The organism is Mycobacterium sp. IDUB_21 (genome assembly GCF_055419425.1).
The window spans coordinates 159,496-171,032 of the sequence record NZ_JBVAXQ010000012.1 but is presented as its reverse complement, the minus strand read 5'-3'; the positions used below and the strand labels follow the sequence as shown (position 1 = coordinate 171,032).

Below are 11,537 nucleotides of genomic sequence, written 5' to 3'. Positions count from 1 at the left end.
ACCGCGGAGATGCAAACTCTCCGGGCGGCCATCTCGGCTTCGGATGTATCCGGGGCTGTTGTCTGCGGTGCGGCGGGGGTGGGGAAGAGCCGAATCTCACGTGACCTGTTATCGGTGGCGGCGTCGCAGGGCTGCGAAGTGCGATGGGCGATCTGCACATCCGCGGCGCGCGGGGTCCCGCTCGGCGCGTTCGCCGCATGGGTGCCGTCGGATGTCACCGACACGGTTCCCCTGGCAAGGGCCGTGATCGAATCCCTGACGGCCGACTCTTCGGGCGCCGCGGTGGTGGGCATTGACGACGTCCACCTGATCGACGACGTGTCGGCGTTCGTGGTGCAGCAGATCATCCAACGGAAACTGGCGAAGGTGATTCTCACCGTTCGTGACGGCGAAGCGATTCCCGCTGCTGTGCACGAGATCTGGGCGGCCGGTCGGTTCGAACGGCTCGACCTGCAGCCGCTGTCACTCGGCGAGACCACCGATCTGCTGTCGGAGGCGCTGGGTGGCCCGATAGATTCCGATGCGGCGCAACGGCTGTGGAAACTCACCCGCGGCAATGTGTTGTACCTTCGCAACATCGTCGAACACGAGGTCTCCGACGGCCGAATCGTGCGGCAACACGGGTACTGGCGCTGGATCGGAGATCCGATCATCCGGCCCAGTCTTGCCGGCCTCATCGATTCCCGCATCGGGTGCCTGCCCGGGTCGGTCGGTGACGTGATCGACGTCCTGGCCGTCGGCGAACCGATCGACCTGGCGGCCCTGACGCGGATCACCGATCCGGCCGCGGTCGAAGAGGCCGATATCCGCGGACTGATAACCCTCGAACCCGTCGAGGGGGGTGCAACGGTGCGGCTGGCGCATCCGCTGTACGGCGAGGTCCGTCGTGGCCGGGTCGCGTCCACCCGGCTACGACGGTTGCGTGGGCTGGTCGCCGCCGAACTCGCCACCTCGCAGGACCGCGACGACATCCAGGTGGTGGTGCGCCGCGCCACACTGAGCCTCGAGTCGGACCTTGCACCCGACGTCGATCTGTTCGCCAGGGCTGCAGGGGGCGCGGTCTGGCTGGCGGATCTGGTTCTGGCGGATCGACTGGCGCAGGCGGCCATCCGTGCCGGAGCGGGCCCGGAGTCGAGTTTCGTTCGGGCCCATGCACTGTCGTGGCTGGGCCGGGGTGAGGAGGCCGACGCGGTGCTCGCCGAGGTCCAGATCGACGACTTGAGTGACGGTGACCGGGCCAGGCTGGCATTCTTGCGGGCCAGCAATATGCTCTGGGCGATTGGTGATCCCGTCCGCGCAAGACAGCTCATCGATGACGCCTCACGCACCGTGTCGCCGCCAGCCCGCAACTACATCGATGCCTTTCTGGCGGTGTACTGGTTCGCGACCGACGAGCTGGATGCGGCAAGGCGGGCTTCTGAGAGTCTTGACCTGGATGCTCTACCTCCGGTTGTCGGAGCTGAGATCGCCTGGGTGCGTGCCGTGGTCGCCGCGGACAGTGGACGCACGACCGAGGCGCTGGCCGCCGCGGACGCGGGCTATTCCGTGGTGGCTCGCTCCTTGGACGCCCCGCACATGATGTTCAACATCGCCGACGCGCACGTCAGCGCACTGCTGCTGGCAGGTCAGGTGAGTCACGCCCTTGATGTGGCTGACCGGATGCGTCGGCAGGCGGTCGACCTGCCGGGAGCGGCGCAGCCACTGGGTGCCGCGGTGGCGGGCCGAGCCGCCCTCGCCGCCGGCCGCCTGGACACGGCCTGCTTCCTGCTTGACCAGGCTGCCGCGGCCTTCGTCGACAGCAAGCACGCCACGGGATGGGGATACCGATATCTCATTCCGCGTATCACGGCCTTGGCGATGCGCGGCTCAACCGCCGAAGCTGCGGTGGCCCTCGATGCGCTCGACGGGTTGCGTCGTCCGTTCCGGTCTCTCGACTATGAGCGGAGCCTGGCCCGTTCGTGGGTGGCCGCTGCCCAGGGCGCCGTCAGTGAGGCGGTTACCGTGGCATTATCTGCGGCCGAACGCGCCAGGAATAGCGGGCAATTCGCGGCTGAGGTGCTCTGCCTGCAGACCGCGGCACAGTTCGGGGACGGCTCTGGCGCAGTGCGTTTGCGTGAGCTCGAAGCTATCGTGGAGGGGCCGCGCGTCGGTATCGCGGCGAGGTTCGCCACGGCGCTGCGAGAAGGCGACGGGGCGGAGTTGACCGCGGTGTCGCAGGATTTCGAGGACATCGGCGATCTCGTCGCCGCGGTCGATGCCAGCGCGCAGGCCGCGCTCGCCTATCGCCGCCAAGACCTGCGGGGCACGGCATTGACATGTGCCACGCGCGCCGCCGCCCTGGCCGAACAATGCGGAGGCGTCGATACTCCGGCGCTTCGCCAAGCAGCCGAACCTTTGCCGCTGACCGATCGTGAGCGTGAGATTGTGATGCTGATCGGTCAAGGGTTGTCCAACCGCGCCGTCGCCGAGCGACTGACGCTGTCCGTACGCACCGTCGAAAGCCATATTTACCGGGCCATGTTGAAAACGGGTACCGCCAACCGCGACGAACTCGCCGCCCTGCGGCCACATCACGACCGCACTCAGTAGCGCCGCCGCGACCGCGGGCGAGATTGCAGTGGTGCGCTACGGCAGGCTGCGCACCGAACGCTGGTGATGATTTATCAGGTCACAGCGTTTATAAGGAGGCGCGCCATGTCCACACTTGCCACGGCACCCGTAGATCTCTGGGGTGTCCTGCGTGCGATGTTCCAGGTTTCATCTCAGGGAGAACGGCCGGCGTCGCTGCACTATCAGCCCCTGCTCAACACCATCGTCGAGTCGGCTGCGATGGACCGAGAGATGTACCGGCTGTAATCATGATCCCGTTACATGCCACGGGACACGAATGGGCCAGGGACGGCACCCTGCTTCGTGTCGACTTCGAACGCGGCATCGGCTGGGTCGCCACGCACTACGACCAGAGTCTGCGCGTGATTCGACAGTTCAGAGGTTCGGACGAGGAAACGCATCGCGCCGAGGCGCGGTGGGCACAGGGGCAGAGTCACGAATCGCGATGGCCCCTGATTACTCCGGGTGCGGCTCGGCGACCAACGTCGCCAGGTGCGGATGCGCTTCGGCCTTGACCTGTTGGAACAACTCGACGTAGTACGGCAGGCAAGCGGCTGTCGCCTGCTCGGTGGTGAACAGCGGTTGGTAGCCCAGGTCGCGCTGAGCCTTGGCGATGGAGAAGTAGTTGTTCAGGTAGAGCCGTTCCACCGCACCGGGTTCCAGCAGAGGTTGCGGCAGCCCGAACCGGAAGTGCAGCCACTGCCACGCCACCATCACATCGCGCACCAGCCGGCCGGAGACCCGGAACCGGGGCCAGTGCTCGCCGCACGCCTTCATGACCGGCCGGGCGAACTCGAACATGTTGATCGGATCTCCGTCATTGACGAAGTAAGCCTGCCCCGGCGCCGTTCCGCCCGGCACCAAGTGTTGGGCGGCCAGGATGAAACCATGAATCAGGTTGTGCACGTATGAGTTGTCGAGCTTGGCCCGTTTGCTGCCGATCAGGACTTTGACGTGACCGGCGACCACGCTCTCAAACAGCTTGCGGAACATGGTCTGGTCCCCGTCGCCCCAGATTCCCGACGGGCGAATCGAACAGGTCAGCATTTCGCCGACACCGTTCTCGCCCAGCACGAACTTCTCGGCGACCACCTTCGTCTCGGTGTAGAGATCGTTGAACTTGGTGGTGTACGGCATGTTTTCGTCACCACCCGAGATGGCCTTACCGCCCATCACCACGCTGTTGGATGCGGTGTAGACGAACCGCTTCACCCCGGCCTTTTGCCCGGCCAGAACCAGATTCTTGGTGCCGTCGACGTTGACCGCGAAGCTGCGCCGCCGGATCTCGTCGGTGACTTTCGCGCCGCCCTGCAGATCGATGATCGCGGCGGTGTGGAAGACGCTGTCGATGTCCGCGACCGCCGCGGCCACCGTCTCCGGGTCGCAGATGTCGCCTTGCAGCTTCTGCAGGTTGGGGTGTTCGGGCAATGGTGACGGAGCCCGGTCGAAGGACCGCACCTGGTAGCCACGCTCGAGCAGCGTCTTGACGAAATTGGTTCCGACGAAGCCGGAGCCCCCGGTAACCAGTACCCGGCCGAGCTCAGTTGTCAGTGATGGATCACCCATCGGCCGAGCATAACTGAACGTGTTCCAGTTCTTGTGGGCCTCCAGCGGCGGAAGTCACGCCCGGCCGCCGTCGTCAGGTTCGGCGGCCAGGGCTTCCTGCACGCGCCGGCGGGCGCCGGCCAAGTGCTCTTCACACCGCTTAGCCAGCTGTTCACCCCTTTCCCAGAGGCTCAGGGAAGCGTCGAGATCCAGGCCGCCCTGCTCCAGTCGCTGGACGACCTCGATCAGCTCATCGCGACAATGCTCGTACCCGAGATCACTAACGGGCCTCATGGCCGCGGGTTCGTCAGTTGCCATCGTGGCGCCCTTCACTGGTAGCGGCAATCGCCCCGTCGGCGACCCGGATCCGCAAATGGGTGCCGGCCGGGGCGTTCTCCACCGACCGCAGCACCTGCGTCGGCCCGTCGGTGTTGACAGTCTGGACGACGGCGTAGCCGCGGGCCAGTGTGGCGGCCGGGCCCAGGGTGGCCAGCCGCGCCGACAGGTGCCCGACCCGCTCGGTCTGCACGGTGATAAGCCGGGTGACGTCGCGGCGTACCGCAGCCAGAGCGCGCCCCACCTCCTCGGCGCGCTCGATCAGCGCGCGTAACGGGTCGGCCAGCGCCGGGCGGCTGCGCAACTGGGCCAGTACGCGGTCCTCGCGCACCACCCAGTTGCGCACGGCCTGGGCGCTGCGCCGGCGCAGGTCGGCGACCAGCGCCTGTTCGGCGGACGCGTCCGGGACGATCTTCTTCGCCGCATCGGTGGGGGTGGCGGCCCGCAGGTCGGCGACCAGGTCGCACAACGGGTTGTCGGGTTCGTGACCGATCGCGCTCACCACCGGGGTGCGGCAGTCCGAGATCACCCGGCACAGCGTCTCGTCGGAGAACGGCAGCAGGTCTTCCACGCTGCCGCCGCCCCGGGCCAGCACGATGACCTCTACGTGCGGGTCGGCGTCCAGGTCGCGCAGTGCCTCGACGATCTGGGCAACCGCGTTCGGCCCCTGCACGGCGGTGTTACGTACCTCGAAGCGCACCGCCGGCCACCGCGCGCCGGCCACCGTCATCACATCCCGCTCGGCGGCACTGGCCCTACCGGTGATCAGGCCGATCGTGCCCGGCAGGAACGGGAGGGGCCGCTTGAGTCGCGGATCGAACAACCCCTCGGCGTCCAGCAGGCGGCGCAACCGCTCGATGCGGGCCAGCAGTTCACCGATCCCGACAGCGCGAATCTCGCTGAGCCGCAAGGAGAAAGTTCCGCGGGCGGTGTAAAAGTTGGGTTTCCCGCAGACCACCACCTGGGTACCCTCGGTCAGCTTGACCGGGGCGCCGGCCAACAGTTCCGGGCTGCATGTCACCGTCAGTGACATATCGGCAGCGGGATCACGCAACACCATGAACACCGTCCGGACCCCGGGACGCAGGTTGATCTGGGTCAGCTGACCCTCCACCCACACCGATCCCAGCCGGTCGATCCAGCCCTTGACCCGGATCGCGACCGCGCGGACCGGGAACGGGTTGTCGGCGGAACTGCCCGGCGCGGCGGCAGTCACTTCGTGGTTGCGCGGGTGATCCTGTTGGCCAGCAGCGTCTGGAAAGGCGCTCGCGCCTTGGTGGCCTCCTCGTAGGCGAGGAGGGTCTCCAGCTCGTCCACGCTCAGCGAGGCCAGCCGGGCCCGCAGCTGGGCCAGCGTCAGGGTGCCGTAGTCGAGTTCGTCTACCAGATCGGGTGTGGGCACCTGCGGGTCGGTGGCCTTGCGTCTGCCCGATGTGACGTCGGTCTCAGCGGGCGTTGCGGGCCGGTCGTCGTCGCCCTCGCTGAACGAATACAGGGCGAAGCGCCCGTCGGTGCGTGGGCCGGAATCGGCCTCATCGAAACCGTCGAAGGCCGCGGCGTCGCTGAAGTCGGCGCCGTTGACGGTGTCCCCGGAGTCTTCGTCGAAGGTTGCCCACTCGGGCTGTTCGTCCTTGGGCGGGAAGATCGACTCGAGCGTGGAGTCACCCTTGTTGACCAGCTCAGCGATGCCCTGCTGCCAGCGCATGACGGCGTGCGCGGCCTGGCTGGCCAGTGTCATCGGGTAGGTCAGGATGGTTTGCGGCAGCTTCAGGGTCTCCTCGACGGCAACGGTTGCCGCGCCGACCAGGAGCCGGACTCCGAATGGTGCAGTAGCCATGGCCACCAGCCTGCCTTACCTGCCGGTCATCTCCAAGTACTGAGGGGTCGGGCGCGAGCTGGCGGTCCCGCGGCGCCAGACCGTACGCTGGTTGCCATGCCGCCAACCCTCGATATGGAGACCGCTGATAATCAAGGCAGTTCAGGGGCCCCGATCGCTGGCGGCCCCGCCGGCAAGCGGGTGCTGTTGGCCGAGCCCCGCGGCTACTGCGCCGGCGTCGACCGGGCTGTTGAGACGGTGGAGCGGGCGCTGGAGAAGCACGGTGCGCCGGTGTATGTGCGGCACGAGATCGTGCACAACAAGCATGTGGTGGACACGCTGACGAACAAGGGCGTGGTCTTCGTCCACGAGGCCGACGAGGTGCCCGAAGGCGCGATGGTGGTGTTCTCCGCGCACGGCGTCGCACCCAGCGTGCACGACTTGGCGGCCGACCGCGGTCTGCGCGTGATCGACGCGACCTGCCCGCTGGTCAACAAGGTGCACAACGAGGCCAAACGGTTCGCCCGGGACGGCTACGACATCCTGCTGATCGGCCACGCCGGCCACGAAGAGGTCGTCGGGATCATCGGTGAGGCGCCTGAGGACGTCCAGCTGGTCGACGGCCTGGACGCGGTGGACTCGGTGCGCCTGCGCGACGAGAACAAGGTGGTGTGGCTGTCCCAGACCACGCTGAGCGTCGACGAGACGATGCAGACCGTGGTCAAGCTGCGCGAGCGGTTCCCGAACCTGCAGGATCCGCCCAGCGACGACATCTGTTACGCCACCCAGAACCGGCAGACCGCTGTTAAGGCGATGGCCCCGGAATGCGAGTTGGTGATCGTCGTCGGATCGCGCAACTCGTCGAACTCCAACCGGCTGGTCGAGGTGGCGCTGGGCGCGGGCGCCGACGCCGCCCATCTGGTCGACTACGCCGCCGACATCGACCCGTCGTGGCTTGAACCCGCAAACGGCGAAGTGCAGACCATCGGGGTCACCTCGGGCGCGTCAGTCCCGGAGATCCTGGTCCGCGGCGTGCTGGAGCGGTTGGCCGAGCACGGCTACGGCACGGTGTACCCGGTGGCGACCGCCAACGAGACGCTGGTGTTCGCGCTGCCTCGGGAGATTCGGCCGGACCGCCGCTAGCGGGTCGGCCCCATCGGGCTAGGTCGACCGCCAGCCGGGCTTCATCAGATGTCGTACTCCCAGGAGTCGGGTTCCTCGTTGCGTGAGCTACGGGATCGAGCGCTGGTCTCCGCGCCGGGCTCATCGCCGCTGGTCTTGCGATAGCGCACCTGGGAGACCGGATGATGGGTGGTGCCGCTGCCGCCGCTGCGGCCTGCTCCCGGCGCCGGGCGCCGGCGGGGTAGCGATTCGGGCGCCTCGCCGGGCCGATATCCGCGCCCCCGGGGATCCCGGTCGGCTCTGGGTTCAGCGCGTCTCCGCGGCGGCTCGTCGTACCGCTCGGGTGCCGGGCGTCGCCGACGTGGCAACGGCTCATCGCGCAGGTCGGGTGCCGGCCGCCGCCGCGGACGCTCGGTCACCGGCACGTCGTCCATCGGTGGGCGGACGTGGCGGGAGCGCGACGGCGCAGATCCGTTCGCCCCGCGGCGACGCTCCCCGGACCGGGTGGCGGACCGGTTCGAGGTGGCCTGCCGGGCGGCGCGCCGCGCTTCCGGGGTGGCCCGCCGGGGTCGGCCGCCGGGGCGCCGTTCGCGCGAGGTCCGGGACGCCGACGGCTCGATGGCGTGGGCGGGGTTGCGGTTGAGAACCGCGGTGAGCATGGCGCCGAGCTTGCCGAGGAGCGTGGGCCGCTGGCTTGTGCCGGTGTCGTCGGCCGCAGGCGTCGCCGCGCCGCTCAGCATCCCGAGATACCAGCGGACCATCCCGATCAACAGCACCGCAGCCGCCGTGAACAGCATCAGCGGAAATCGCTCGATCAGCGGATATCCGCAGTTGATGACGATGGCCTTCAGCCCGGGGAACCCGGCGCCGTGGAAGAACCAGTACGCGGCCGGAACGGCGCAGAACAGGATCAGCGGAGGCTGGATGACCGCCGTGAACAGCCCCGATTGCTGCACCATGAGCACCGCCGCGACGCAGCCCATCACATACAGTGCGGAGAACACGGTGGACAGTTCCTTGTCGCCGGATCCGGCGTCGAACGCGATCCCGATCGCGGCCGTGATCACCGCCACCGCCGCGGCGCTCCACCACGGCAAACCGGCGGCGCTGGGCAGGATCGACCGGTGATCAGGCGCCACCGCCGACTTCTCCCGCTGTGCTGCCACACACTGACGGTACCGGCTGGCAACGGCGGGCACGTATCCCGGCACGCTCTACACTTGGCTCCCTGTGAGCCTGAGCCTGGGAATCGTGGGGTTGCCCAACGTCGGTAAGTCGACCCTGTTCAACGCGCTGACCCGCAATGACGTGTTGGCCGCCAACTACCCGTTCGCCACGATCGAGCCGAACGAGGGCGTGGTGCCGCTGCCCGATCCCCGGCTGGCCAAGCTGGCGGAGATCTTCGGCTCCGAGCGGATCCTGCCGGCACCGGTGACGTTCGTCGACATCGCCGGCATCGTCAAGGGTGCCTCGGAGGGGGCCGGGCTGGGTAACAAGTTCCTGGCCAACATCCGCGAGTGCGACGCCATCTGCCAGGTGGTGCGGGTGTTCTCCGACGACGACGTGGTGCACGTCGACGGCAAGGTGGACCCCGAAGCCGACATCGAGGTGATCGCGACCGAGCTGATCCTGGCTGACATGCAGACCCTGGAACGCGCGGTGCCACGCCTGGAGAAGGAAGCCCGCAACAACAAGGACCGCAAGCCGATGCACGAGGCCGCGGTGGCCGCAGAGGCGATCCTCGACAGCGGCAAGACCCTATTCGCTGCTCGCGTGGACGCCGGCCCGCTGCGCGAGCTGAACCTGCTGACCACCAAGCCGTTCCTGTATGTCTTCAACGCCGACGAGTCGGTGCTCACCGATCCGGCGCGGCTGGCGTCGCTGCGCGAGCTGGTCGCCCCGGCCGACGCGGTGTTCCTCGACGCCAAGATCGAAGCCGAGCTGGCCGAGTTGGATGACGAGTCGGCGATGGAACTGCTGGAGTCGATCGGGCAGACCGAGCGCGGCCTGGATGCGTTGGCGCGGGCCGGCTTTCACACCCTGAAGTTGCAGACCTACCTGACCGCGGGGCCAAAAGAGGCCCGGGCGTGGACGATTCACCAAGGCGACACCGCGCCCAAGGCGGCCGGGGTGATTCACACCGACTTCGAGAAGGGTTTCATCAAGGCCGAAGTGGTCTCCTTCGACGATCTGGTCGAGGCCGGGTCGATGGCTGCCGCCAAAGCCGCCGGCAAGGTGCGCATGGAGGGCAAGGAGTACGTGATGGCCGACGGGGACGTGGTGGAGTTCCGGTTCAACGTGTAGAGGTGTAGGTCAGCACGTATTTAGCAGCTGTCCGTCCGCAGTTCGTCCGCAGTAGGGCCTACCGCCGCCCGGAACAGGCTTGCGGCAGCTGCCCGAGTCCGTTCGTTGGCGTTAGGCCACAAATGCGCGTAGGTGTTCAGGGTGACGCTCGGCGATGAGTGCCCAAGCGCCCGCTGGACCGTCACCACATCGCAGTGCTCATTGATGAGACCAGAGGCGTAGAAGTGTCGGAGATCGTGGAGTACACAGTCGACGCCCACTGCCTTCCTAGCCTTACGCCATAGGTAACCGACCGAGTTCTGGTGGAGTGGGTGACCACCTTGGCCGGGGAACATCCACCGGTCTGGGTTGCTGTCGGGCAGTTGCAATCGAATGTGTTCGCTCAGCATGTGCAGTAGCTCGTCCGGCACGTAGACAGTTCGCACCGATTCGTATTTGGGTGGCCTGATCTCCACGGCACCCCCATTGGCTCGCTGGACTTGGCGCTCGATGCGAATCTCCTTGGACAGGAACTTGATGTCTCCGACTCGGAGTGCGGCAGCTTCGCCTAAGCGGGTGCCTGCGAACGCACACAGAGCGACGAAGGCGGAGAAGTGGTCGTCCGCCTCGCTGAGGAGCTTGCCGACCTCGGAGGGTGTCGGTATCGCCATCGCCTCTGAGGCTTTCGGGCGTCGCGGCAGGGTGACCTTGGTGGAGATGTCGTGGGCGAGGAATCGGTCGCCGATTGCCGCCCGGATAACCGCGCGGACGTTGTTGAAGCGTGTCTTGATGGTGGACGGTTCTAGGGGCTTGTCGCGCATCCACTTGACCCATGCCTCGATGTGGGACGGCTTCAAATCCGCGAACGGCACATTGCCGAAGGTGGCCGAGTTCACGGCCAGGTTCATGGCTTTCAACGTGCTGGTCTCCCACGTCTGCAACTTCGACCATTCCTGGTAGTAGCTGCTGAAAGTGACCCTCCCTAGACGGGGATCGATGTAGTTGCCTGTCTCCTGCGCGGCGACTATTCCGTTGAGCCACTGGGTTGCTTCTGATTTCGTGCGGAACCCTTTGGCGTGCTCGCGACTCTCGGAATCGACGTACCTTGCACGCCAACGCAGGCCGGAGCCCGCTACCGCACTGGGGGCGCCATCCGCCTTTTGCCAGCGGTCCTCGACACTATGACGGCGGTTTCGCTTCTGGGTCATTCGGCACCTCCGCCCATCTGAAGGATGAGTTTTTCGACCTCCGCGAGTAGGTAGGCGTGCTGTTGGGCGACGCTGTAGAGGTTTTCTCGGCTGTGGTCGACGCGCTTACGTACCTCTTCAAGTTCCCGTTGCCGCGAGTCGAGATTGGTCGTGGGGGCCATCGGTGAAGAGAGCCCGAAAACCGTCATGATCGGCATCTCGAATACTTCGGCTAGGGCGGTCGCCTCCGCGACGCGCAGAGGCCGCGCTCCGCGCTCGATCTTCGCAACGGTTGTTTGGTGCATCTCGAATCCCTGGCGGCGGAGCCGTTCAGCCACATCTTCCTGTGACCAATTTCGGTCCTGTCGCCAGCCGCGCACGACCTCGCCGAAGCGGTGTTCCCAGGATTCGTGGCGCTGACGGGCCAGCGCGAGCTCGTTGATAGCGATTTCAGCGGCTTCCGTCGGGAGTTGTTCTCGCAGGTCACGGGCTAGCTGTTGGCCTTCAACTGCGGCGAGGGCCCAGGGTTCAGGAGCGGTCATCGACACACCATAAGCCTTCATAGCTTGAATATTCAAGCCGTGTACGTTTAGTATCCCTGGTGTCGAGACGCGACACGCTTGGAAAGCCAAGCGTTAG

At 66.7% G+C, this 11,537-nt stretch carries 11 protein-coding genes; 4 read left to right on the top strand and 7 right to left on the bottom strand.

All coding sequences use genetic code 11. The features are described from left to right. The first annotated feature begins 9 nt into the window (after positions 1 to 9). Both ACZYY4_RS18030 and ACZYY4_RS18025 read left to right on the top strand, forming a co-directional pair. Positions 10 to 2,589 (top strand): helix-turn-helix transcriptional regulator, encoded by a 2,580-nt coding sequence (locus ACZYY4_RS18030; protein ID WP_463811376.1) that lies wholly within the window; start codon positions 10 to 12, stop codon positions 2,587 to 2,589. A gap of 105 nt (positions 2,590 to 2,694) precedes the next feature. Next, positions 2,695 to 2,856, top strand: a complete 162-nt coding sequence (locus ACZYY4_RS18025) for a hypothetical protein (RefSeq protein WP_463811354.1) — start codon at positions 2,695 to 2,697, stop codon at positions 2,854 to 2,856. 210 nt (positions 2,857 to 3,066) lie between these two features. Here ACZYY4_RS18025 and ACZYY4_RS18020 read toward each other — a convergent pair whose 3' ends face one another. Genes ACZYY4_RS18020 through ACZYY4_RS18005 form a run of 4 tightly spaced genes read right to left on the bottom strand, consistent with a single transcriptional unit; the run spans position 3,067 to position 6,327 of the window. Beyond that, a complete protein-coding gene (locus ACZYY4_RS18020) occupies positions 3,067 to 4,176 on the bottom strand; it encodes a 3-beta-hydroxysteroid dehydrogenase (RefSeq protein WP_463811353.1) in 1,110 nt (369 codons plus the stop codon). Positions 4,177 to 4,230: 54 nt separating this feature from the next. Beyond that, positions 4,231 to 4,473: an exodeoxyribonuclease VII small subunit gene (locus ACZYY4_RS18015; protein ID WP_463811352.1), complete on the bottom strand. Its 243-nt coding sequence runs from the start codon at positions 4,471 to 4,473 to the stop codon at positions 4,231 to 4,233. Continuing rightward, positions 4,463 to 5,707 carry an exodeoxyribonuclease VII large subunit gene (gene xseA, locus ACZYY4_RS18010; RefSeq protein WP_463811351.1) on the bottom strand — a complete coding sequence of 415 codons (1,245 nt, stop codon included), beginning with the start codon at positions 5,705 to 5,707 and terminating at the stop codon, positions 4,463 to 4,465. The genes ACZYY4_RS18015 and xseA overlap by 11 nt, the downstream gene beginning before the upstream one ends. Then, positions 5,704 to 6,327, bottom strand: coding sequence for a lipid droplet-associated protein (locus ACZYY4_RS18005; RefSeq protein ID WP_463811350.1), 624 nt, complete (start codon positions 6,325 to 6,327; stop codon positions 5,704 to 5,706). The genes xseA and ACZYY4_RS18005 overlap by 4 nt, the downstream gene beginning before the upstream one ends. Positions 6,328 to 6,423: 96 nt before the next feature. Here ACZYY4_RS18005 and ACZYY4_RS18000 point away from each other — a divergent pair, with 96 nt between their 5' ends. After that, on the top strand, positions 6,424 to 7,449 hold the full coding sequence (locus tag ACZYY4_RS18000) for a 4-hydroxy-3-methylbut-2-enyl diphosphate reductase (protein WP_463811349.1): 1,026 nt from the start codon (positions 6,424 to 6,426) through the stop codon (positions 7,447 to 7,449). A 44-nt stretch (positions 7,450 to 7,493) separates the two neighbouring features. Here ACZYY4_RS18000 and ACZYY4_RS17995 read toward each other — a convergent pair whose 3' ends face one another. After that, entirely contained in the window at positions 7,494 to 8,594 is a 1,101-nt protein-coding gene (locus tag ACZYY4_RS17995) for a DUF6542 domain-containing protein (RefSeq protein ID WP_463811348.1), read from the bottom strand. A 64-nt stretch (positions 8,595 to 8,658) separates the two neighbouring features. Here ACZYY4_RS17995 and ychF point away from each other — a divergent pair, with 64 nt between their 5' ends. Beyond that, on the top strand, positions 8,659 to 9,732 hold the full coding sequence (gene ychF, locus ACZYY4_RS17990; RefSeq protein WP_463811347.1) for a redox-regulated ATPase YchF: 1,074 nt from the start codon (positions 8,659 to 8,661) through the stop codon (positions 9,730 to 9,732). Between the two features lie 20 nt (positions 9,733 to 9,752). On the opposite strand, the gene ACZYY4_RS17985 is transcribed toward ychF, so the two are convergent. Continuing rightward, entirely contained in the window at positions 9,753 to 10,919 is a 1,167-nt protein-coding gene (locus ACZYY4_RS17985) for a tyrosine-type recombinase/integrase (RefSeq protein ID WP_463811346.1), read from the bottom strand. Beyond that, positions 10,916 to 11,440 carry a helix-turn-helix domain-containing protein gene (locus ACZYY4_RS17980; RefSeq protein WP_463811345.1) on the bottom strand — a complete coding sequence of 175 codons (525 nt, stop codon included), beginning with the start codon at positions 11,438 to 11,440 and terminating at the stop codon, positions 10,916 to 10,918. The genes ACZYY4_RS17985 and ACZYY4_RS17980 overlap by 4 nt, the downstream gene beginning before the upstream one ends. Positions 11,441 to 11,537 lie beyond the last annotated feature (97 nt).

What these genes read in the sequence shown, in the direction of transcription:
- ACZYY4_RS18030 (WP_463811376.1), top strand. Translation starts at nt 10, where the DNA reads ATGCAAACTCTCCGGGCGGCCATCTCGGCTTCGGATGTATCCGGGGCT.
- ACZYY4_RS18025 (WP_463811354.1), top strand. Translation starts at nt 2,695, where the DNA reads ATGTCCACACTTGCCACGGCACCCGTAGATCTCTGGGGTGTCCTGCGT.
- ACZYY4_RS18020 (WP_463811353.1), bottom strand. Translation starts at nt 4,176, where the DNA reads ATGGGTGATCCATCACTGACAACTGAGCTCGGCCGGGTACTGGTTACC.
- ACZYY4_RS18015 (WP_463811352.1), bottom strand. Translation starts at nt 4,473, where the DNA reads ATGGCAACTGACGAACCCGCGGCCATGAGGCCCGTTAGTGATCTCGGG.
- ACZYY4_RS18005 (WP_463811350.1), bottom strand. Translation starts at nt 6,327, where the DNA reads ATGGCTACTGCACCATTCGGAGTCCGGCTCCTGGTCGGCGCGGCAACC.
- ACZYY4_RS18000 (WP_463811349.1), top strand. Translation starts at nt 6,424, where the DNA reads ATGCCGCCAACCCTCGATATGGAGACCGCTGATAATCAAGGCAGTTCA.
- ACZYY4_RS17985 (WP_463811346.1), bottom strand. Translation starts at nt 10,919, where the DNA reads ATGACCCAGAAGCGAAACCGCCGTCATAGTGTCGAGGACCGCTGGCAA.
- ACZYY4_RS17980 (WP_463811345.1), bottom strand. Translation starts at nt 11,440, where the DNA reads ATGACCGCTCCTGAACCCTGGGCCCTCGCCGCAGTTGAAGGCCAACAG.